Origin of the sequence: Streptomyces flaveolus, from assembly GCF_014648815.1 — a bacterium.
GTDB classification, from domain to species: Bacteria; Actinomycetota; Actinomycetes; order Streptomycetales; family Streptomycetaceae; genus Streptomyces; species Streptomyces flaveolus.
This window is the reverse complement of record NZ_BMRV01000006.1, coordinates 36,605-57,234: the sequence shown is the minus strand read 5'-3', so window position 1 is coordinate 57,234 and position 20,630 is coordinate 36,605. Positions and strand designations below refer to the sequence as shown.

Genomic DNA, 20,630 nt, shown 5'->3' with positions numbered 1-20,630 from the left:
TTCACCGCCACCCCTTCCCACCCGCTCGCCGGGCCCAGGCCCCGCCTCACCGGTACTCCGACAGCCTGCGGCCGATGCCCAGCAGCGCGCCGGCCGCGCCCAGGACGGCGAGGGCGGCGGCGCCCTCGGGCAGCAGGCCCATCGCGTCCAGGCCGTCGCCCGCCGCCCGCTCGAACTCGTCCTTCTCGTGGTCGAGGGCGTCGGCCAGCGAGGCGTCCACGCCGTCGAAGCACTCGACGGTGGCGCCCTTGCCGCCGATCACCAGGTCCAGCGCCTGCCGGTAGTTGCCGTTCTCGTCCTGCTCACGGGCCGACGCGTGACGCTTCTTCCACTCCGTCATGTCGGCGTCCGCCGCCGCGACCGGCTGCGTGCCCGCCTCGTCGTCGGCGAGCCGCCGCGCCTCGGCCAGGCCCTTGCCGAGCGTGGCCATGTTCTTCTCGAAGTCGAAGTCGTAGGCGTCGTAGGTCTCGTCGCCGACCTTCTTCGTCTCCGCGCCGCGCGCCACCAGCGTGAGGTTCTCGTTGCCACGGGCCTTGAGGGAGGCGATGCGGGCCTCGTGCAGGGCGTTCAGGGAGCGGACGCCGTGGTCGTAGGAGTCGTTCAGGTCCGACCGCGCGACGCTGTGGCCGACGACCAGCCAGAGCAGGACGATCGTCGCCGTGGTCGTGGCGGCGACCAGGCCGTGGTTGAGGATCCGGTTGGTGCGCCGGTAGTTGCGGTACTGCGCCCAGCCCAGGGCCGCGAGCGCGAGGACGCCGAGGGCGATCGCCGCCCAGGGGTAGGGCTTGGCGTCGGCGTAGTCGCCGCTCAGCCGCTGGTTCTCCCGCGTGTACAGGTCCTCCGCCGCCGGGAGCATCTCCTTCTGCATCTTCTCGTTGGCGTAGCGCAGATAGGCGCCGCCGACCGGGAAGCCCTGCCGGTTGTAGGTGCGGGCCCGCTCGATCAGGCCCTTGTACTCGGGCAGCAGGCGGTTCAGCCGGGTGATGGTCGTGGCGGCGGGGGAGCCGGCGTCGGAGTTGGCGGCGGCCTCCACGAGCCCCTCGGCGGCCGTGCGGACGCCCTTCTCGTACCGGTCGCGGGAAGCCTTCGTCTCCTGCCCGCCGGCCAGGAAGCCGCTGGACGCCGCGGTGTTGGCGTCGGCGAGGGAGCGGTAGATGTCGGCGGCGGCGGAGCTGAGCGGCTGGCTGCGGTTCAGCACGTCGTCCGCGGCGGCGGACCGCTCGTTCATCTGCCAGGCGGTGACCGCGCCGAAGGCGAGGACCAGCACGGCGAGCAGGGCTCCGATGATGCGCAGCCGGCCCGGTTCGGTGGTGGCCGCGGCGCGCAGGCGGTCCACGCCCTCGGCGAACGCGGTGCGGCGGGGCGCCGGCGGCGGGGACCCGGGCGGGGCGCCGTCACCCGACCGCTGCTGCGGCAGGGGCTGCGGCGGCACGGCGGGCAGCGGGGGCGCGCCCGCGCCCGGCGGTGGCGCCGCGCTGCTCTTCGGCGGTCGAGTCACTCTGACCTCCCCCATGGTCATCCGTCGCCGCAAGTATCGCGCCCCGCACCGACATTCGCACCGGCCTTCACCCGATCTTGATCCGAACGCGGGGTTCCGCATCCCCGCTCACGGCGCCGGCCGACCGGTGGAACCGCCCCCAGCCCTGCCCATGAATACGCGTTCGGAGCGGGTTCGGTTCCCGTCGGGGGCCCTCAGGCGCCGAAGTGCGCCCGCACCCGCTCCTGCGCCCCGGGGGCCGCTCCCGTCCGGTCCAGGCCCAGCAGCACCGCGCCCAGCACCGGGGGCGCGGTCACCACCCGCGGCACGGCCTTGGGCGCACGGGCCGCCAGCAACTCCCGCACCCGGTCGTCGAGCCGGGGGTGCCGGGCGGCCAGGACGCTGCCGCCGAGCAGGACCGGCGTCCGCTCGCCCAGCAGGTCGAGGCGGGTCAGCGCGACGGTGGCCATCGCCACCACCTCGTCCGCCTGCCGGTCGACGACCGCCCCGGCCACGGGGTCGCCGTCGGCCGCCGTGGCGAACAGGACGGGGGCCAGCTCGTGGCGCCGTACCGGCTCGATGTGCCGCAGGTGCAGGGCCTCGACGAGGGCGTACATGGAGTCGAGCCCGAAGTGCGCGGGCAGGGTCCGGGCCAGCGCCGTGGGCTCACCCCGCCCGTCCTCCGCGCGCGCCGCGTGCCACAACGCCTCCTCGGCCAGGGCCCAGCCGCCGCCCCAGTCGCCGGAGATCCGGCCCAGGGCCGGGAAGCGGGCGGTGCAGCCGTCGGGGCGCATGCCGACGCAGTTGACGCCGGCGCCGCACACGACGGCGACCCCGCGCGGCTCGGTGACGCCGGCCCGCAGGATCGCGAAGGTGTCGTTGCGCACCTCGACGGTCGTGCCCCACGCGCGCGCGTGCAGCGCGGCGGACAGTTCCTCCTCCTCCACGGGCAGGTCGGCGTTGGCCAGGCACGCCGAGACGTGGTCGACGCCGGTGACGCCGGCCGCGGCGAACGCCCGCGTCACCGCCTCGGCGAGGGCGTCCACCGCCGGTCCGACGCCCACGGCGGGCGGACGGAAGCCGCCGCCGCGTGCCGTGGCGAGCACCTCCCCGTCCGCCGCCACGACCGCCACGTCCGTCTTGCTGTTGCCCGCGTCGACGGCGAGCACGCTCGCGCTCAGGCCCACGCCAGGTGCTCCCGGTTGTGCGCGACCAGCCGGTCGGTGAGCTGCTCGGCGTAGGCGTACTGGCCGATCAGGGGGTGGGCGAGCAGCGCCCGGAACACCCGCTCCCGGCCGCCGCGCAGGGCCGCGTCCAGGGCCAGGTCCTCGTACGCCGTCACGTTCGCCATCAGGCCGGCGTACAGCGGGTCCACGGCCGGGACGGCCAGCGGTGTCGCGCCCTTGCGGCCCACCGCGGCCTGCACCTCGATCACCGCGTCGTCGGGCAGGAAGGGCAGCGTGCCCCGGTTGAGGGTGTTCACCACCTGGTACGGGGAGCCGGTGCCGCCGAGCAGGGCCGCCGCCAGGTCCACGGCCGCCTCCGAGTAGTAGGCGCCGCCGCGCTTGGCCAGCAGCGCCGGTTTCTCGTCCAGGGCGGGGTCGGCGTACATCTCCAGCAGCCGCCGCTCCATCTGAGCGACCTCGGCGGCCCGGGACGGCTTGTGGCGCAGCTCCTCGACGACCTCGTCGTGCGCGTAGTAGTAGCGCAGGTAGTAGGACGGGACGACGCCGAGACGCTCCAGGAGCGGCCGGGGCAGACGGAGGTCGGCGGCGACGGCGTCGCCGTGCTCGGCCAGCAGCCGGGGCAGGACGTCCTCGCCCTCGGGGCCGCCGAGGCGGACGCCGGTCTCCCAGGTGAGGTGGTTGAGGCCCACGTGGTCCAGGTGGACGTCGGCGGGCGCCGTGCCGAGCAGCGCGGCGAACTTGCGCTGGAGGCCGATCGCCACGTTGCACAGGCCGACCGCCCGGTGACCGGCCCGGAGCAGGGCGCGGGTGACGATGCCGACCGGGTTGGTGAAGTCGATGATCCAGGCGTCCGGGTTGGTCCGGCGCACCCGCTCGGCGATGTCCAGCACCACCGGCACCGTGCGCAGCGCCTTGGCCAGGCCGCCCGCGCCGGTCGTCTCCTGGCCGACGCAGCCGCACTCCAGCGGCCATGTCTCGTCCTGCTCGCGGGCCGCCTGGCCGCCGACGCGCAGCTGGAGCAGGACCGCGTCGGCGCCGTCCACGGCCGCGTCCAGGTCCGAGGTGGTCACGACGCGCCCGCCGTGGCCCTGCCGGGCGAAGATGCGGCGGGCCAGTCCGCCGACCAGCTCCAGGCGGTCCGCGGCCGGATCGACCAGGACCAGTTCCTCGACCGGCAGGGTGTCCCGCAACCGGGCGAAGCCGTCGACGAGTTCGGGCGTGTAGGTCGAACCGCCGCCGACCACGGTGAGTTTCATTCGGTCATCAACCCTTTACTCCAGTCAGCGTGACACCCTCGACGAACGCCTTCTGGGCGAAGAAGAACACGAGGATCACGGGTGCCATGACCAGCACGGTCGCCGCCATGGTCAGGTTCCAGTCGGTGTGGTGGGCGCCCTTGAAGGACTCCAGTCCGTAGGACAGGGTCCAGGCGCCCGGGTTCTCCGAGGCGTAGATCTGCGGGCCGAAGTAGTCGTTCCAGGCGTAGAAGAACTGGAACAGGGCGACGGCCGCGAGGCCCGGCTTCGCCATCGGCACGACCACCCGCAGCAGGGTGCGCAGCTCCCCGCAGCCGTCCACCCGGGCGGCGTCCAGGTACTCGTCCGGGATGGTCAGCAGGAACTGGCGCAGCAGGAAGATCGAGAACGCGTCGCCGAACGCCATCGGGACGATCAGCGGCCACAGCGTGCCGGACAGGTCCAGCTGCTTCGCCCAGAACAGGTACATCGGGATGACGACCACCTGCGGGGGCAGCATCATCATCGAGATCACCAGCAGCAGGGACAGATGCCGTCCGCGGAAGCGGAACTTCGCCAGCGCGTACGCCACCGGCAGCGAGGAGACCACGGTGAGCAGCGTGCCGAGGCCCGCGTACAGCAGGGTGTTGCGCCACCAGGTCAGGAAGCCGGGCGTGTCCAGGACCTCGCGGTAGTTGCCCTACTCCCAGGTGTGCGGGACCAGGTCGCGGGTGAGGGCCTGCTGGTCGCTCATCAGCGAGGTGAGGACGACGAAGACGAACGGCAGGGTGAAGAAGAGGGCGGCGGCCACGCCCAGACTGTGGACGGCGATCCACTGCAGCAGGACGCGCCGGCGGGCGGTGCGCTCCTCGGTGGGCGGCGTCCCGGCCGCCACGGGCCGGTCCAGTACCTGGGTCATCGGTCACCTGCCTGGATCAGTCCGCCCCGGCGGCGCATCAGCAGCGCCGTGAAGGCCATGGCCAGCACGAACAGCACGAGCGCGACCACGCAGGCGGAGCCGTAGTCGAAGCGCTGGAAGCCGAGGTTGTAGACGAGCTGGGGGAGGGTCAGCGTGGACTTGTCCGGGTAGCCCGGTTCGAAGGACTGGCCGGAGCCGCCGATGATCCCGGAGGCGACCTTCCCCGCGACCAGCGGCTGCGTGTAGTACTGCATCGTCTGGATCACGCCCGTGACGACGGCGAACAGCACGATCGGCGAGATGTTCGGCAGGGTGACGAACCGGAACCGCTGCCAGGCCGACGCCCCGTCCAGTTCGGCCGCCTCGTACTGCTCCTTGGGCACGTCGAGCAGGGCGGCCATGAAGATGACCATGAGGTCGCCCACGCCCCACACCGCGAGCGCGGTCAGCGCCGGCTTGGACCAGGCGGCGTCCGTGAACCAGCCGGGCGCGGGTACGCCGAGGCCCTCCAGCACGGAGTTGACCGGTCCGGTGCCGGGGTTGAGGAGGAAGACGAAGGCCAGCGTCGCGGCGACGGACGGGGCGAGGTAGGGCAGGTAGAAGAGGGTGCGGAAGGCACCGGCCCCCGCCTTGATCTTCGTGATGAGCAGCCCGACGCCGAGCCCGAAGACGACCCGGCAGGTCACCATGACGACGACCAGCCAGAGGGTGTTGCGCAGGGCCGGCCAGAACAGCGGGTAGTCCTGGAAGACGTACGTCCAGTTGGCGAGGCCCCGGAACTCGGGGGCGCCGAAGCCGTCGTACTTCATCAGCGAGAAGTACACGGTGGAGACCAGGGGATAGGCGAAGAAGACGCCGAACCCGACGAGCCACGGTGACATGAAGGCCACCGTCCGAAGCGCCGAGGCACGGCGCTTCGCGCGGAGAGTGTTCGTGGCCATGGACGGCTACTTCGCCTGCTCGATGTCCCGGTCGATCTGCGCGGCCGTCTGCTCCAGACCGGCCTTCAGGTCCGTCACCTTGCCCGACTCGTAGCGGTAGCCGAGGTCCTGGAGCGTCAGCTGGTACGTGGCGCCGTTGACGGAGGCGGGCGGGGAGTTCGACTCGGGGTGCTGGGCGATGTCGAGGAAGGTCTGGAACGCCGGGTCCGTCTTCAGGCCGGGCGACTTCAGGGCGGCGAACGTGGAGGGCACGTTGTGGATGGCGTTGGCGAAGGAGACGACGGCCTCGGTGTCGGTCGTCATGTACTTCACCAGCTCCCAGGCCGCGTTCTGCTTCTCGCTGTGCGGCGCGATGCCCATGACCGTGCCGGACAGGAATCCCTTGCCGTACTCGTCCACCTCGTCGTCGGCGACGGGCATCGGCGCCGTGCCGATCTCGAAGTCCACCCCGGCGTCCTTCGCCATGCCGAGCCGCCACTCGCCGTCGAGCTGCATGGCCACCTGGCCGGTGTGGAAGGGGTGCTCGGCGCCCCACTCGTCGCCGAAGGTGTTGCGGTACTTCTCCAGCCGGGTGAAGCCGCCGAGGTCGTCCACGAGCTTCTTCTGGTACGTGAACATCTCGGCGAACGCCGGGTCCGTGGCGACGCTCGACCTGCCGTCCTCGCGGAAGTAGGCGTGGTCCCACTGGGACATGTAGTGGTCGACGACCGTCTCGTAGCCGTGGTAGTTCGGCATGAAGCCGAGCTGCTCGTAGCCGTCGCCCTTGGGCTTGGTGAGCTTCTTGGCGACCTCGGCGAACTGGGACCAGGTCTTCGGCGGCGCCTCGATGCCGGCCGCCGAGAAGGCGTCCTTGTTGTAGTAGAGGCCGTAGGCGTCGCCGAGCAGGGGCAGGGCGCAGCGGGTGCCCTCGAACTGGGTGTACTCCAGCATCGGCTTCGGGATGAGCGCGTCGAGGTCGAGCTTCGACTTCTCCACGAACGGCTTCAGGTCCAGGAAGGCGCCCGAGGAGCAGAACTTGCCGATGTTGGAGGTGGTGAAGGAGGACACCACGTCCGGGCCGTTCGAACCGCCCGCCCGCAGGGCCTGGTTGAGCTTGTCGTCGTTGATGTTGCCGACGACCTTCACCTTGATGTTGGGGTGGGCCTTCTCGAAGCGGTCCACGTTCTCCTGCACGGCCTCGACCTCGGCGGGCGCGCTCCAGCCGTGCCAGAAGGTGATGGTCGTCTCGGCGTTCGGATCGTCCGTGGCGCCGGTGTCGGACTGGCCCGTGCAGGCGGTGGCGAGCAGGGCGAGGGAGGCGGAGGCGGCGACCGCGAAAGCCGCTTTCCTTGATGTTCCGGGCATGGCGAGGTCTCCCAGGGGCAGGGCGGGACGGGGCGGTGCTGCGGAGGTGGTGCCGGGACGGTGCGGGCGTCAGCGCGAGGTGTCGAAGACCTCGTCGCGGGTGGTCGCGAGCGCGCTCTCCAGCGCGCCGCGCAGTACGGGGTGTGCGGTGACGGAGCCGAGGACGAGCCGTGGCCGGGAGGCGGCCAGTTCCGCCAGCTCGTCCCGCACGAGGTCGCACAGCGCCTCGCCGCCGGCGGTGAGCGAGGTGCCGCTGAGGACGACCAGTTCGGGGTCGAGGACGGAGACCAGGGAGGCCAGACCGGTCGCCAGGCGGGTCGCGTACGCCCGCAGCAGCCGGCGGTGCGGCTCGTCGCCGGCCCCGGCCGCCCGGGCGAGGAGGGCGGCGGCGGCCTCCGGATGCGGACCGGCGGGCACGGGGGTGACGCCCAGTTCGCGGGCCAGCCGCGGCACCGCCTGGGAACCGGCCAGCTCCTGGAAGCCGCCGCTGTTGGCCCGGGTGACCTGGCGCACCAGCGGCGCGCCCGGCACCGGCAGGAAGCCGACCTCGCCGGCGCCGCCGGTCCAGCCTCGGTGCAGCCGGCCGCCGAGGACCAGGGCGGCGCCGAGCCCCTCCTGGTTCCACAGCAGTACGAAGTCCTCGTGCCCCCGGGCCGCGCCCAGGCGCTGCTCGGCCAGCGCGGCGAGGTTCACGTCGTTCTCGTACTCGACCGGCATCGGCAGGGCGGCGGCGAGTTCCGCCAGCAGGCCGGGGGAGTGCCAGCCGGGCAGATGGGCGGCGTAGCGCAGCCGGCCGGTGTTCGGGTCGAAGGCGCCCGGCGTGCCGATGACCAGGCGGCGGACGTCGTCCCGGGCGAGCCCGGCGGCCTTCACCGCGCCGTCGAGCGCGTCGGTGACCTGCTGGACGACGGGGACGCCGGGGCGCCGGTGCGGGGTGGGCAGTTCGTACCGGCCGACCGTGCGGCCGGTGAGGTCGGCGACCGCGGCGAGGACGCGGGCCGGGGTGACGTCGAGCCCGGCGGCGTACCCGGCGGCCGGGTTGACCTCGTACAGCTGGGCGCCGGGGCCCGGCCGTCCCTCCGTGGTGCCGCCGGCCAGCACCAGCCCCGCCGCCTCCAGGCGGGCCAGCAACTGGGAGGCGGTCGGCTTGGACAGGCCGGTGAGCTTGCCGATCCGGGTGCGGGACAGCGGCCCGTGCTCCAGGAGGAGGTCCAGGGCGGCCCGGTCGTTCATGGCGCGCAGGACGCGCGGGGTGCCCGGCGTGCCGGCGGTACCTGCCATGCGTGTCCACACCTGCCTCTCGGCCGCTCAGCTTTCCAGGGGGACGGGGGAGACGTCCACCGAGCCCGTACGGGACTGCGAAGGACTGTTAGGAAACTTTCCTGTTGGCTGAGAAACGTAGGGCCGCCCGGAGGAGCCGTCAAGGGATCGCCCCGGCCGGACCGCGCACAGGTCCGCCCCCGAGGCGACGCGGTCGTCACCTCGGGGGCGGGGAGCAGGGGCGGGGCCGGCTACTTGGTGGTGCTCGGCGGAGTGATCGGGGAGGCGGCCATCGACTGCGGCGACACCGTGCTCGCGTAGGCCGACGGAGCCGCGACGCCCGCCGTCGGGTCGGAGGTGACGGTGCCGTCCACCGGGACCGTGGCGCCGCCGACGATCGGGATGTCGGCCGCGTCGAAGGCCCGCTTGATGCGCCAGCGCAGCTCGCGCTCCACGGTGAGGGACTTGCCGGGCATGGTCTTCGCCGAGACGCGCACGACCATGGAGTCCAGCAGGACGCTGTCCAGGCCGAGCACCTCGATCGGGCCCCAGAGCATCTCGTTCCAGGGCTCCTCCTTGCTCATCCGCTCGGCGACGCCGTCGATGGTCTCCTTCACCTTGTCCAGGTCCTCGCCGGAGCGGACCGTCACGTCCACGCCGGCCGTCGACCAGCCCTGGGACAGGTTGCCGATGCGCTTGACCTCGCCGTTGCGGACGTACCAGATCTCGCCGTCGGCGCCGCGCAGCTTGGTCACGCGCAGCCCGACCTCGATGACCTCGCCGGAGGCCACGCCCGCGTCGACGGTGTCGCCGACGCCGTACTGGTCCTCCAGGATCATGAAGACGCCGGAGAGGAAGTCGGTGACCAGGTTGCGGGCGCCGAAACCGATCGCGACGCCCGCGACACCGGCGGAGGCCAGCAGCGGGGCCAGGTTGATCTGGAAGGTGCCGAGGATCATCAGGGCCGCGGTGCCCAGGATGACGAAGCTGGCCACCGAACGCAGCACCGAGCCGATGGCCTGCGACCGCTGCCGGCGGCGCTCGGCGTTCACCAGGAGCCCGCCCAGCGCGGTGCCGTCCACGGCCCCTGCGGTGCGGTTCATCCGGTCTATCAGCTTGGTGATCGCCCGCCGCACCACCGCTCGCAGCACCGTCGCGATGACCAGGATCAGCAGCACGCGAAGCCCGATGGCGAGCCACGTCGACCAGTTCTGCTCGACCCAGCTGGCGGCGTTCGTCGCGTGCTCCTGGGCGTCCTGGAGCGTGGGCACCCCCGGTGCCGTCGTGGAGGGCGACGGTGACGGTGACGGGGACGGACCGGCGGCCGACAGGACGGCGGCGGACAGGGACACGACGGATACCTCCAGGTGCGGCGGCCCGTCCCGCGGCGCGGGCGGCCGGGCGACCGCGGTCCAAGGGTCTGGTCCAAGGTCACGGAAAGGTCACCGGACGGGCAGGACAACCACACTAACGGGGCACCATGTGCGGAACGGCGCGAAGTCCACAGGAGAGACGGTGTTCACCCGCGCTTGAACTGGTCAGGCTCCGGGGGATGCATCAGGTGTGGTCGAAAACACTCCCAGCCCGTTACCGGGACATGGTGGCGCGTCCACCAGGCATGAGGGGAGACTGACTACGGATCGTCCCGGCGCGAGCCACGCGCCGCCGGCGTACAAGGAGGCATCCGTGCCGCATGTCCTGGTTCTCAACGCGTCGTACGAGCCACTCGGCGTCGTACCGCTCCGCCGCGCGCTCGTCCTCGTCCTCGAGAACAAGGCCGTGTGCCTCGAGGAGTCCGGCGCCTTTCTGCACAGCGCGACCGTCACCGTCCCCGCACCCAGCGTGGTCCGGCTCAAGCGATTCGTGCGGGTCCCCTACCGGGGGCCCGTTCCTCTCACCAGGCGGGCGCTCTTCGCGCGCGACGGAGGCCGGTGCATGTACTGCGGTGGGGTGGCCACCAGCGTCGACCACGTCGTCCCGCGCAGTCGCGGGGGTCAGCACGCGTGGGACAACGTGGTGGCGTCCTGCCGCCGCTGCAACCACGTCAAGGCGGACCGGCACCTCGGCGAGATCGGCTGGCGCCTGCGCCACAAACCCGCCCCGCCCACCGGCCTGGCCTGGCGCATCATCGGCACGGGCCACCGCGACCCGCGCTGGCTGCCCTACCTCCAGCCGTACGGAGCGGACGACGCGCTGGCCCGGATCGACGGCATCTCGGCCTGACGGACCGGGGGCCCGGGGCGACCGGCCGACCACTCGGCAAAAGTCTCCCGTGCGCCCCCGGCCGTCGAGGCGTCGTCACGCGTACCGCAGCTCTCCCGGAGTCACCGAGCGCCCCAGCAGGGGCAGGGCCGTCGCCGCCGCCAGCAAGCAGGACGCGTACACCGCCGGTGCGACCAGGAGGGCCGTCCACGGCAGCCCGGCGGTGCCGGTGAGCGTGGCGTACCAGGCGCCGACGACCATGCCCCCGGCGCCGGCCAGCAGCAGGGCGGGCGCGAGGGGAAGGGCGGTCTCCAGGAGGAGGGCACGGCTCAGAACCGTGCGCGGGACGCCGGCGGCGACCTGGGCGGCCAGTGTCCGGCGCCGGGTGGTCAGGGCCTCCGCGGTGCCCACGGCGAGGCCGGAGAGGGCGATCGCGAGGGCGACGAGGAGCGCGGCGCCGGTCAGGTCCAGGCCGGTGGTGTAGTACGCCACGTCGGCCCCGGTCTGCTCGTCGGAGCGCAGCTCGGTGAGGAACGTGTGCCGGATGCACAGGAAGGCCGTCGCGGCGACCGTCACCACCAGGAGGGCCGCGTGCGTGCGGGCCGGGGCCCACGGGTCGTCGCGCAGCCGCTCCGCGGCGATCAGCGGCGCCGCGCTCCGGGCCCGCCCGGCGATCAGCCGCCCGACGCCCCGGGACGTCGCCCCCGCCAGCCACACCGCGCCCGCCCCGAGCGCGAGGACGAGGCAGAACACCGTCAGCGGCGTCTCCCAGCGCGTCCGGTTGGCGGAGCTGTGACCACCGGTGATGGTGAACGCCGCCACCCCGGCCGACAGCGTCAGCGCGGCCAGGAAGAGCAGCCCCGGCCCGCGCCCCGTGGCCGGCCGGACCCGGCGCAGCCGGCCCAGCGGCGACGTCACCACCGGGCGCAGCGCCAGCGCGCCCGCCACCGCGCCCAGCACCGGCACACCGACGGCCACCAGCGCGATCCCCGCCCAGGTCATCGCGTTCGGCCCGCTCCACAGGCGCAGCAGTACGAGCACCGAGCCGGTGGTCGCGACGGCCGAGCCCGCCAGACAGGCCAGCCCGGTCTCCAGGGCCGCGATCCGCCGCACCTGCCACGGCGTCGCCCCGGCCAGCCGCAGAGCGGCGAGGCGCCGGTCCCGGTGCACGGCGCCGATCCGGGTGCACTGCCCGAGGAAGGCCAGCACGGGCACCAGCAACAGAAGCAGGCCGGCGATCACCCCGGACCGCGTGCCGGGGTCGCTCAGCAGGCCGTGGAGGACGGAGACGGTGTAGACACCCTCGACGGACGCCAGGGTGACGGCCGCGAGCGCGAAGCCCGTGGCGAGCGCCGCCCCCGCCCCCGTGAGCGCGATCCGCCACCACTCCCGGCGTTCGGAGCCGCGCAGCAGCTGCCGGGCCAGCCGGACATCGGTGAACAGGGGGAAACCGAACGCGCTCACGCCGGCACCTCCAGCGTCGCCACGGCACCGTCCCGCACCTGGACCTCGCGGTCCGCGTACGCCGCCACCTGCGCGTCGTGTGTGACGAGCAGCACCGCCGTGCCCGATTCCCGGGCCGTGTGCGCCAGCGCCGCCATCAGCTGCTCGCTCGCCAGGGAGTCCAGCGCGCCGGTCGGCTCGTCCGCGAAGACCACCTTGGGTCCGGTGACCAGCGCGCGCGCCAGCGCCGTACGCTGTGCCTGACCGCCGCTCATCGCGCCGGGCCGCAGCTCTGCCTGCCCGCTCGCCCCGAACCGCTCCAGCCACTCGCCGGCCCGCGCCCGCGCCTCGGCCCGGCCGGCACCCGCCAGCATCAGCGGCAGCGCGACGTTGTCCAGGGCCGTCAGCTCCGGGATCAGCTGGCCGAACTGGAAGACCACGCCGAAGTCGGTGCGCCGCAGCTCGCTCAGCCGCTTCTCCGGCAGCCGGTCCAGCCGCTGCCCGTCGTACACGACCGAGCCGGCGTCCGGCCGGACGATCCCGGCCAGGCAGTGCAGCAGCGTCGACTTCCCGCTGCCGCTGGTCCCGGTGACGGCGAGGATCTCACCGGCCCGCAGTTCGAGATCCGCACCGCGCAGGGCCGGCGTCCTGCCGTGCGCCTTGGCCAGTCCGGCGGCCGCGAGCAGCGGCCCCCTCGTCTCCCCGTTCGTCATGTCGCACAGACCTCCGCGGTCAAAGTGGTGAGCCGGGCCGCCGTGGTGGTCATCCATCGGAGGTCGGCGTCGAGGTGGTTGAGGGCGTAGTCGGCCGAGAGCACGGTCGTCAGGTCGGTGCCCGGAGCGGTCTTGACCGCCGTGAGTTCCCGCATCCGCCGCATGTGGGCGGCGCGCTGGGCCAGCAGATAGGCGTCCGCGTCGGCGCCGGTGAGGATCGAGACGACGAGCTTGGCGAAGATCTCGTTCGTCACGAAGGGGGCGGGCGGCGCGATCTCCGCCGCCCAGCGCGACAGTTCCCGCGCGCCCTCGTCCGTCACGCGGTACGCGGTCCGTTCCGGTCCGCCGTCCGAGGCGGTGCCGTCCACTTCCGCCAGGCCGTCCCGGACCAGGCGCTGCAGGGTCGTGTAGACCTGCCCGTAGGCCAGCGGTCGGGCTTGCGGGAAGCGTTCGTCGTGCCGCCGCTTCAGGTCGTAGCCATGGCTCGGCCCCGAGGCGAGCAGCCCCAACAGGATGTGACGGGTGCTCATGGCGATCAGTATTCACCACGTACATGTACTGAGTGAATAGTGGACTGGGGCTCACGCCCGAACGAGGGACGGCCGGAGTGGGTCTTTCGCCCGTATCCGGGGCATCTCCCCGGGGCAGAATGTGACCAGGGACACGTTGTCCGTCCCGGGGCGTCTGTCCGCGCGCCGACTGGGTAGGGCTGCCGTAACCCGTCAGAAGCGTGCTCGACCCAAAGGAGATCTCCGTGGCTGCACCGGCGCCCCTGCTGCTCCCGGCCCCTTCCAAACCCGTGGCGGAGCCGTCCACCCCCTGGGCGGAGCCCTCCGCCGACTCCGGCACCCCGCACTACTGCGTCTTCGGCGCGACCGGCAGCTGCGCCGAGACGCCGCTCACCAGCGAACCGCCGCTGCCCGACGCCGAGCCCCTCACCAGCGAGTCGCCGTTCGCCGACGCCGTGCCGCTGACCAGCGAATCCTCCCCCGAGCTCACGGCGGACGTGCCGGAGCAGGGCGGCCCCTCCTTCGCCGTACCGGAACCCACGAGGTCTCAGAGGTCATAGATGACAGCTGCCCGGCCGGCCGAGCCCCCCACCGAGGACCTGCCCGAGGACCTGTCCCGGCTCGCCGCACTGCACGGCGTCGCCACCTCCTACAGCCCGTCCCCGGACCGCACCGTCGCGGCTTCGGCCACCGCCGTCGCGCTCGCCCTGGCCGCCCTCGGCGTCGACACCCGCGGACCCGAAGCGGTGCGCGCCGCCCTCGCCGCCCGCGAGGACGAACTGCGCGAGCGCCTGCTGCCGCCCACCGTGGTCGCCCGCACCGGCGGCGGCACCCCGGCCGCCCTCGCCGCGCTGCCCGAGGGCACCGCCCTGCGCGTCGAGACCGAGCAGGGCGAGATCCGCGCCGACGCCGGGCAGCTCCCCGCCGGGTACCACCGCCTGACCGCCACCGCGCCCGACGGCCGGACCTCCCGAGCCCACCTGATCGTCGCCCCCGACCGGCTGCCCACCCCGGCCGGACGCTCCTACGGGCTCCTCGTCCAGCTCTACTCCCTCCTGTCCCGCCGCTCCTGGGGCATGGGCGACCTGGGCGACCTCGGCGAACTGGCCGCCTGGGCCGGACGCGCCCTCGGCGCCGGATTCGTGCAGGTCAACCCGTTGCACGCGGCCGTGCCCGGCGCCCCCACGGACCCCTCGCCCTACCGGCCCTCCTCCCGGCGCTTCCCCGACCCCGTCCACCTGCGGATCGAGGCCGTGCCCGAGTTCGCGTACGTCCCCGGCCCCGACCGCGTGCGCGCCCTCCAGGAGCGGGCCGGGCGGCTGCGGGAGGCCGTACTGGAGAAGGGCGCCCTCATCGACCGGGACGCCGTGTGGGAGCTGAAGCGCGACGCGCTGGACCTGCTCCGCGAGGTCCCCCTCGGACCCGGCCGCCGCGCCGCCTACTGCGACTACCTCGCCGAACAGGGCACGGCCCTGGAGGACCACGCCACCTGGTGCGCGCTCGCCGAGGTGCACGGCTCCGACTGGCGCCGGTGGCCCGAAGGGCTGCGGGACCCGCGCTCGGCCGAGACCGCCCGTGCCCGCGGCGAGCTGATGGACCGTGTCGACTTCCACTCGCGCCTCGCCTGGCTCACCGACACCCAGCTCACCGCCGCCCAGCACACCGCCCGCGAGGCCGGCATGCCGGTCGGCATCGTCCACGACCTGGCGGTGGGCGTGCACCCCCAGGGCGCCGACGCCTGGGCCCAGCAGGAGTACTTCGCCGCCGGCATGTCGGTCGGCGCACCGCCCGACGCCTTCAACGCCCGCGGCCAGGACTGGGGCCTGCCGCCGTGGCGCCCCGACCGCCTCGCCGGCTCCGGGTACGCACCCTTCCGGAACCTGCTGCGCGGCCTGTTCCGGTACGCGGGAGCCCTGCGGATCGACCACGTCATGGGCCTCTTCCGGCTCTGGTGGGTCCCCGAGGGCCACCCGCCCACCGAGGGCACCTACGTCCGCTACGACGCCGAGGCCATGCTCGCCGTCCTCGTTCTGGAGGCCACCCGGGCCGGCGCCGTCGTCATCGGCGAGGACCTCGGCACCGTGGAACCGGGCGTGCGTGAGGCCCTGCGCGAACGCGGGGTGCTCGGCACCTCGGTGCTCTGGTTCGAACGGGACTGGGCGGGCGACGGCCGGCCCCTGCCCCCCGAACAGTGGCGCGCCGACTGCCTGGCCACCGCCACCACCCACGACCTGCCGTCCACCGCCGCCCGGCTCACCGGCGAACACGTCGAACTCCGCGACCGGCTCGGCCTGCTCACCCGTCCGCTGGAGCAGGAGCGGGCCGAGGCGGCGACGGACGCCGCGGAGTGGCTGGACCTGCTCGCCCGCCTCGGCCTGCTGCACGGCACCGGCGGCGGCACCGACACCTCCTCCGAGGAGGCCGAGATCCAGGCCGTCCACCGCTTCCTGATGCGCACCCCCGCCCGCATGGTCGGCCTCTGGCTCCCCGACGCCGTCGGCGACCGCCGCCCGCAGAACCTCCCCGGCACCTGGGACCAGTACCCCAACTGGCGGCTGCCCGTCGCCGACGACCGGGGCCGCCCGGTGACCCTGGAGGAACTGGCCGCCGCATCGCGCCTGCACGCCCTGATCGAGGTGATGCGGGATCGTTCCGCGCGCTGAACGGGCCGCCCGGGTCCCCGTACGGCACCCCGGGCGCGCGCCCCGTTCGGCCGTTCGCTAACTTTGCACCGTGGACAAGAAGAACGCCCTGCGCGCCGGCGCCCTGGCAGCCGGTACGACGCTGATGATGCTGCTCATGTCGTCCCCCGCGCTCGCGCTGACCCGCGACGACGGCGACGACCCCGGCACGGGCCTGAGCGTCATCGAGACGCTGGGCCTCTACGTCCTGCTCCCGATCGCGCTGTTCGTGGTCATCGCGGGTCTGGTCATGGTCCTGGACAGGTCCCAGGAGAAGCACCGCGTGACCAGCCGCAACGTGAAGACCAGGGCCAACGCCAAGGCCTGACGGCCCACCACCGCTCCACCGAGGGCGCCGGCCCCGCCGTACGTACGCGCATCAGCCGTACGTACGACGGGGCCGGCGCCCTCGCGGTTTTCCGCGGGGGCGCCGCCCGCTACTTCTCGGTGCCGGCGAGGAGTTCGCGCAGCAGGCCGGCCAGCTGGCCGGCCCGGTCGGCGCCGAGGGCGGACAGTGCCTCGGTCTGGACGGCGAGACCGGCCCCGACCGCCTCGTCGATCAGCTCCAGCCCCTTCTCGGTGAGCGTGACCCGCAGTCCCCGGCGGTCGTGCGGGTCGGGGGAGCGGCGCAGCAGCCCGGCCCGTTCGAGCTTGTCGAGGCGGCCGGTCATGCCGCCGGTGGTGAGCATCAGCGTGGCCGAGAGCTGCCGGGGGGAGAGGGCGTAGGGCTCGCCCGAGCGGCGCAGCGTGGCCAGCACGTCGAACTCGCCCCGGGAGATCCCGTAGGGCGTGTACGCCTTCTCCATCCGGTCGCCCATCGCGCGCGAGAGCCGGAAAACGCGGCCGAACACCTCCATGGCGGTCGTGTCCAGGTCCGGCCGCACCGCCGCCCACTGGTCGATGATCGCGTCGACGGGATCCTCGTGCTCCTGGGGCCGAGGCCGGGGGCTTTCAGTCATGGCACGAGTATCGACGGCCGTCCGGTCAGCCGCAAGAAAGTGGCTTGACGGACACTTGCTTAGCGCTAAGCTACATTCAACCGAGCTGCTTCCCGCCGAGCTATCCCCGTCAAGCTGCTTCCGCCGAGCTACTTCGTCGCCCCGAAGGGTGCCCTCATGGCAACCGGCCGCCCCGCCCTCATCGCGCTCACCGCCCTCGCCCCCGTCTCCTGGGGCACCACCTACGCCGTCACCACCGAGTTCCTGCCGCCCGACCGCCCCCTGTTCACCGGGCTGATGCGCGCCCTGCCCGCCGGCCTGCTGCTGCTCGCCCTCGCCCGGGTGCTGCCGCGCGGCGCCTGGTGGGGCAAGGCGGCGGTACTGGGCGCGCTGAACATCGGGGCCTTCTTCCCGTTGCTGTTCCTGTCCGCCTACCGGCTGCCGGGCGGCATGGCCGCCGTCGTCGGCTCGGTCGGTCCGCTCTTCGTCGTCGGGCTCTCGGCGCTGATGCTGGGCCAGCGGCCCACCGCCCGGTCCGTGCTCACCGGCCTCGTCGCCGCGTTCGGCGTCAGCCTGGTCGTGCTGAAGGCGGCCGGGGCGCTGGACCCGCTCGGCGCGCTGGCGGCCCTCGCCTCCACCGCGTCGATGTCGACCGGCACCGTCCTCACCAAGCGGTGGGGGCGCCCCGACGGCGTCGGCCCGCTCGCCCTCACCGGCTGGCAGCTGACCGCGGGCGGCCTGCTCATCGCACCGCTCGCCTTCCTGGTCGAAGGCGCCCCGCCCGCGCTGGACGGCCCGGCGATCGGCGGCTACCTCTACCTCGCGCTGGCGAACACCGCGGTGGCGTACTGGCTCTGGTTCCGTGGCATCGGCCGGCTCTCCGCCACCCAGGTCACCTTCCTCGGCCCGCTCTCCCCGCTGACCGCCGCCGTGGTCGGCTGGGCGGCCCTGGGGCAGACGCTGACGGCCGTTCAGACGGCGGGCATGGCGCTGGCGTTCGGCGCGACCGTCGCGGGGCAGCTCACGCCGGGCAAGCGGGTCAGGCAACAGCGCAAACCTTTCAGTTCTCCTTCAAGGAACGGTCGAAAGGATTCGATGGACCTGACGGGACCGGCCCTGCGACGGTAGCGGCACCGGGCCTCCGACTGGAAAGGACCTTCGTGGCCGTCGCCGACCGCCGCACCACCACCCACCCCGCCGACACCCCCACCGCCCGGCCGAGGACGACGACTCCCGTCGCCCTCGGCCTCGCGCTCGCCGTCCTCGCGACCCTCGTCTGGTCCGGCAGCTTCGTCACCTCCCGGGCCCTCGGCGACAGCGTCCCGCCCGTCCAGCACGCCTTCTGGCGCTGGGTGGTGGCCCTCGCCGTCGTCGCCCCCTTCGGCGCCAGGCGGGCCTGGCGGCAGCGCGAGCTGATCCGCCGCCACCTCGGCTTCGTGCTCCTCGCCTCCCTGCTCGGCGTGACCGTCTACAACACGCTCGTCAACCAGGCCGGAGTCACCACCCCCGCCGCCAACATGGGCATGATCATGGCCGCCTCGCCGGTGCTGATGGCCGTCTTCGAGCGCGCGGGCGGCGTCCGGCTCGGCGCCCGCCGGATCGCCGGCCTCCTCATCGCCTGCACGGGAGTGCTGCTGCTCGTCGGCGGCGGGGCGTCGTTCTCGGCCGGTGACCTGTGGATGATCGCCGCCGCCTGCTCCTTCGGCTCCTACAGTGCGCTGCTGCGCCGCCGGCCCGCCGGTCTCGACGGCGCCGCGTTCCTGTTCACCACCTTCCTGGCCGGCACCGTCCTGCTGCTGCCCGCGCAGGGCGTCAGCCTCGCCGTCCAGGGCGGCTTCACCCCGACGACCGGCACGGTCCTGCCTCTCCTCTACGTCGGCGTCGCCTCCTCGGCCGTGGCCTTCTTCGCCTGGAACAAGGCGATCTCCCTGATCGGCCCGACCCGCGCGGGCGTCGTCTACTACCTCCAGCCGGTGTGCGTCGCCCTGCTGTCCTGGCTGCTGCTGGCCGAGCCGACCGGCTGGGCGCAGGCCGGGTGCATGGCGCTGATCCTCGGCGGGGTCGTGCTCGGCGCGGGGGCGCGTCGGTGACCGGGGCCGCCCGCGGATAGGTTGCCGCCATGGCCGACTGGGACATCCGCAAGCTGCAGATCCTGCGGACGCTGCGGGAACGGGGCACGGTGACCGCGACGGCCGAGGCGCTGCACATGACGCCGTCGGCCGTGTCCCAGCAGCTGACGAACCTCTCCCGGCAGCTCGGGGTGGAACTGCTCCGGGCCCACGGCAGGCGGGTCCGGCTGACGGACGCGGCCCGGCTCGTCCTGCGGCACGCCGAGGCGGTCTTCGAGCAACTGGAGCGCGCGGACGCCGACCTGGCGGCCTACCTGCACGGGGAGGCCGGTGAGGTGCGGGTCGGCGCCTTCTCCACCGCCGTGCCCGCCCTCGTCGTCCCGGCCGTGACCGCGCTGCGGGCGACGCACCCCGGCATCACGGTGCGGGTGCGGGAGGCCGAGGCGCAGGAGGCGTACGAGCTGCTGGCCGCGCGGGACGTGGACCTCGCCCTGTCCCTGGCGGCCCAGGCGCCCACCGCCGGCGACCCCCGCTTCACCCGCGTGCCGCTGCTCGCCGACCCGCTGGACGTCGCCCTGCCCCGCGACCATCCGCTGGCCGGCGCGGACGGGCCGCGGATGGCCGACCTCGCCGCCGAGCCGTGGATCTTCGGCGGCAGCGGACCCTGGTCGGACATCACCCGGGCCGCCTGCGAGACGGCCGGCTTCCGCCCGCACCAGGCGCACACGGCGGCCGGCTGGACGGCGATCCTCGCGATGGTGGAGGCGGGCATGGGCGTGGCGCTGGTGCCGCGGATGGCGGCGGTGCCCCGGGACGGCGTGGTGATGCGTGAACTGCACGCGGACCGCCCGGTCCGGCACGTCGTCGCGGCGGTGCGCAGGGGCGCGGAGGAGAGGACGGCGGTGGGCCGGGTGCTGGACGCGCTGCGGACGGCCGCCGCGCTCCGCCCCGGCGGACCTCAGGTGCCGTCGGCCGCCGGATAGGCGCTCAGCATGGTGTCGAAGTACCCCTCCACCTCGCCCTCCAGGTACTCCGGCAGGCGGTCCAGGAACGCCCGCAGGGCCGGGAGGGCGTTGTGCCGGTCCAGGTCGGCCTGGGAGCGCCAGACCTCGTAGAGGAAGAACCGGCCGTCGTCGTGCTCGTGCAGGTGGTACTGGAGGTTGCCTTCCTCGTGCCGGGTGGGCTCGACGAAGGAGGTGAGGATCCGTCTGACCTCGTCGGCGCGTTCCGGCCTGGGGCGCAGGAAGCCGTAGAGGGACAGGGGCGTTCGCGGTGAGGTGGTCATGGGCCGACCGTAGGATCTCTCATCGATGTGAGGTTCAAGGCCGTCGAGTGTGAGGTGGGGCACATGAGGATCGGCGAACTGGCACGGGCGACCGGGGTGAGCGTCCGTCTGCTGCGCTACTACGAGGAGCAGGAGCTGCTCGCTCCGCGGCGTGACGCGGGAGGCCACCGCCGGTACCCGGCCGAGGCCGTCACCGAGGTGGCGCGCATCCGTACCCTGTTGGCCGCCGGGCTCCCGACGCGGGTCATCCGCGAACTCGTCCCGTGCGTCCTGGGCGACGGCCCCGAGGTCGACGTCTGCGTCCAGGACCTGCTGCGGGAGCGACTGGCCGACCTGGACACGCGGATCGCCCACCTGCAGCAGGCCCGCGCGGCGCTCGGCGAGCTGCTGGACGCCTCCGTACGCGCGGCGGCCTGACGCGCAGGGG

The 20,630-nt window shown here is 73.6% G+C and carries 20 protein-coding genes and 1 pseudogene; 8 read left to right on the top strand and 13 right to left on the bottom strand.

What is annotated here, in order from left to right; translation table 11 throughout:
- Positions 1 to 46: 46 nt before the first annotated feature.
- The 8 genes and pseudogenes from IEZ05_RS16040 to IEZ05_RS16005 all read right to left on the bottom strand — a co-directional run bounded on the left by IEZ05_RS16040 (position 47) and on the right by IEZ05_RS16005 (position 9,715).
- The gene (locus tag IEZ05_RS16040; protein ID WP_373298787.1) at positions 47 to 1,498 is read right to left on the bottom strand and encodes a hypothetical protein; all 1,452 of its coding nucleotides are present in this window, start codon (positions 1,496 to 1,498) and stop codon (positions 47 to 49) included.
- A gap of 194 nt (positions 1,499 to 1,692) precedes the next feature.
- Positions 1,693 to 2,664, bottom strand: coding sequence for an N-acetylglucosamine kinase (locus tag IEZ05_RS16035; protein ID WP_189230788.1), 972 nt, complete (start codon positions 2,662 to 2,664; stop codon positions 1,693 to 1,695).
- A complete protein-coding gene (locus IEZ05_RS16030) occupies positions 2,655 to 3,920 on the bottom strand; it encodes a 6-phospho-beta-glucosidase (protein ID WP_189230787.1) in 1,266 nt (421 codons plus the stop codon). The genes IEZ05_RS16035 and IEZ05_RS16030 overlap by 10 nt, the downstream gene beginning before the upstream one ends.
- Positions 3,921 to 3,927: 7 nt before the next feature.
- Positions 3,928 to 4,818: pseudogene (locus IEZ05_RS16025) on the bottom strand (carbohydrate ABC transporter permease).
- Positions 4,815 to 5,759 (bottom strand): carbohydrate ABC transporter permease, encoded by a 945-nt coding sequence (locus tag IEZ05_RS16020; protein WP_189230786.1) that lies wholly within the window; start codon positions 5,757 to 5,759, stop codon positions 4,815 to 4,817. Before IEZ05_RS16020 ends, IEZ05_RS16025 begins: the two are co-directional and overlap by 4 nt.
- 6 nt (positions 5,760 to 5,765) lie before the next feature.
- Positions 5,766 to 7,103, bottom strand: a complete 1,338-nt coding sequence (locus tag IEZ05_RS16015; protein WP_189230785.1) for an ABC transporter substrate-binding protein — start codon at positions 7,101 to 7,103, stop codon at positions 5,766 to 5,768.
- Between the two features lie 69 nt (positions 7,104 to 7,172).
- Positions 7,173 to 8,384 carry an ROK family transcriptional regulator gene (locus IEZ05_RS16010; RefSeq protein WP_189230784.1) on the bottom strand — a complete coding sequence of 404 codons (1,212 nt, stop codon included), beginning with the start codon at positions 8,382 to 8,384 and terminating at the stop codon, positions 7,173 to 7,175.
- 230 nt (positions 8,385 to 8,614) lie between these two features.
- The gene (locus tag IEZ05_RS16005; protein ID WP_189230783.1) at positions 8,615 to 9,715 is read right to left on the bottom strand and encodes a mechanosensitive ion channel family protein; all 1,101 of its coding nucleotides are present in this window, start codon (positions 9,713 to 9,715) and stop codon (positions 8,615 to 8,617) included.
- Between the two features lie 334 nt (positions 9,716 to 10,049).
- Between IEZ05_RS16005 and IEZ05_RS16000 the strand changes: the two genes are divergently transcribed.
- A complete protein-coding gene (locus tag IEZ05_RS16000) occupies positions 10,050 to 10,586 on the top strand; it encodes an HNH endonuclease (RefSeq protein WP_189230782.1) in 537 nt (178 codons plus the stop codon).
- A gap of 75 nt (positions 10,587 to 10,661) precedes the next feature.
- Here the strand turns inward: IEZ05_RS16000 and IEZ05_RS15995 are convergent, their stop codons facing one another.
- From IEZ05_RS15995 to IEZ05_RS15985, 3 genes are read right to left on the bottom strand one after another with little or no spacing between them, the layout of a single operon-like run.
- The gene (locus tag IEZ05_RS15995; protein WP_229869730.1) at positions 10,662 to 12,029 is read right to left on the bottom strand and encodes an FtsX-like permease family protein; all 1,368 of its coding nucleotides are present in this window, start codon (positions 12,027 to 12,029) and stop codon (positions 10,662 to 10,664) included.
- Complete coding sequence (locus tag IEZ05_RS15990) at positions 12,026 to 12,721, bottom strand: ABC transporter ATP-binding protein (RefSeq protein ID WP_189230781.1); 696 nt, start codon at positions 12,719 to 12,721, stop codon at positions 12,026 to 12,028. The genes IEZ05_RS15995 and IEZ05_RS15990 overlap by 4 nt, the downstream gene beginning before the upstream one ends.
- Complete coding sequence (locus tag IEZ05_RS15985; RefSeq protein ID WP_189230780.1) at positions 12,718 to 13,251, bottom strand: PadR family transcriptional regulator; 534 nt, start codon at positions 13,249 to 13,251, stop codon at positions 12,718 to 12,720. The genes IEZ05_RS15990 and IEZ05_RS15985 overlap by 4 nt, the downstream gene beginning before the upstream one ends.
- Positions 13,252 to 13,475: 224 nt before the next feature.
- Between IEZ05_RS15985 and IEZ05_RS15980 the strand changes: the two genes are divergently transcribed.
- From IEZ05_RS15980 to IEZ05_RS15970, 3 genes are all read left to right on the top strand, one after another.
- A complete protein-coding gene (locus IEZ05_RS15980; protein WP_189230779.1) occupies positions 13,476 to 13,790 on the top strand; it encodes a hypothetical protein in 315 nt (104 codons plus the stop codon).
- Positions 13,791 to 15,893: a 4-alpha-glucanotransferase gene (malQ, locus tag IEZ05_RS15975; protein ID WP_189230778.1), complete on the top strand. Its 2,103-nt coding sequence runs from the start codon at positions 13,791 to 13,793 to the stop codon at positions 15,891 to 15,893.
- A 70-nt stretch (positions 15,894 to 15,963) separates the two neighbouring features.
- Complete coding sequence (locus IEZ05_RS15970; RefSeq protein ID WP_189230777.1) at positions 15,964 to 16,239, top strand: hypothetical protein; 276 nt, start codon at positions 15,964 to 15,966, stop codon at positions 16,237 to 16,239.
- A 109-nt stretch (positions 16,240 to 16,348) separates the two neighbouring features.
- On the opposite strand, the gene IEZ05_RS15965 is transcribed toward IEZ05_RS15970, so the two are convergent.
- Entirely contained in the window at positions 16,349 to 16,870 is a 522-nt protein-coding gene (locus IEZ05_RS15965; protein ID WP_189230776.1) for a MarR family winged helix-turn-helix transcriptional regulator, read from the bottom strand.
- 156 nt (positions 16,871 to 17,026) lie between these two features.
- Here IEZ05_RS15965 and IEZ05_RS15960 point away from each other — a divergent pair, with 156 nt between their 5' ends.
- The 3 genes from IEZ05_RS15960 to IEZ05_RS15950 are packed head-to-tail and all read left to right on the top strand — an operon-like array spanning position 17,027 to position 19,901.
- Positions 17,027 to 17,977, top strand: coding sequence for an EamA family transporter (locus IEZ05_RS15960; RefSeq protein WP_189230775.1), 951 nt, complete (start codon positions 17,027 to 17,029; stop codon positions 17,975 to 17,977).
- Between the two features lie 32 nt (positions 17,978 to 18,009).
- Positions 18,010 to 18,939, top strand: coding sequence for a DMT family transporter (locus tag IEZ05_RS15955; protein ID WP_229869729.1), 930 nt, complete (start codon positions 18,010 to 18,012; stop codon positions 18,937 to 18,939).
- Between the two features lie 29 nt (positions 18,940 to 18,968).
- Entirely contained in the window at positions 18,969 to 19,901 is a 933-nt protein-coding gene (locus tag IEZ05_RS15950) for a LysR family transcriptional regulator (RefSeq protein ID WP_189230774.1), read from the top strand.
- On the opposite strand, the gene IEZ05_RS15945 is transcribed toward IEZ05_RS15950, so the two are convergent.
- Complete coding sequence (locus tag IEZ05_RS15945) at positions 19,877 to 20,203, bottom strand: putative quinol monooxygenase (RefSeq protein WP_189230773.1); 327 nt, start codon at positions 20,201 to 20,203, stop codon at positions 19,877 to 19,879. The two genes, IEZ05_RS15950 and IEZ05_RS15945, sit on opposite strands and share 25 nt — an antisense overlap.
- Before the next feature lie 63 nt (positions 20,204 to 20,266).
- Here IEZ05_RS15945 and IEZ05_RS15940 point away from each other — a divergent pair, with 63 nt between their 5' ends.
- Positions 20,267 to 20,620 carry a MerR family transcriptional regulator gene (locus tag IEZ05_RS15940; protein ID WP_189230772.1) on the top strand — a complete coding sequence of 118 codons (354 nt, stop codon included), beginning with the start codon at positions 20,267 to 20,269 and terminating at the stop codon, positions 20,618 to 20,620.
- The last annotated feature ends 10 nt before the right edge of the window (positions 20,621 to 20,630 follow it).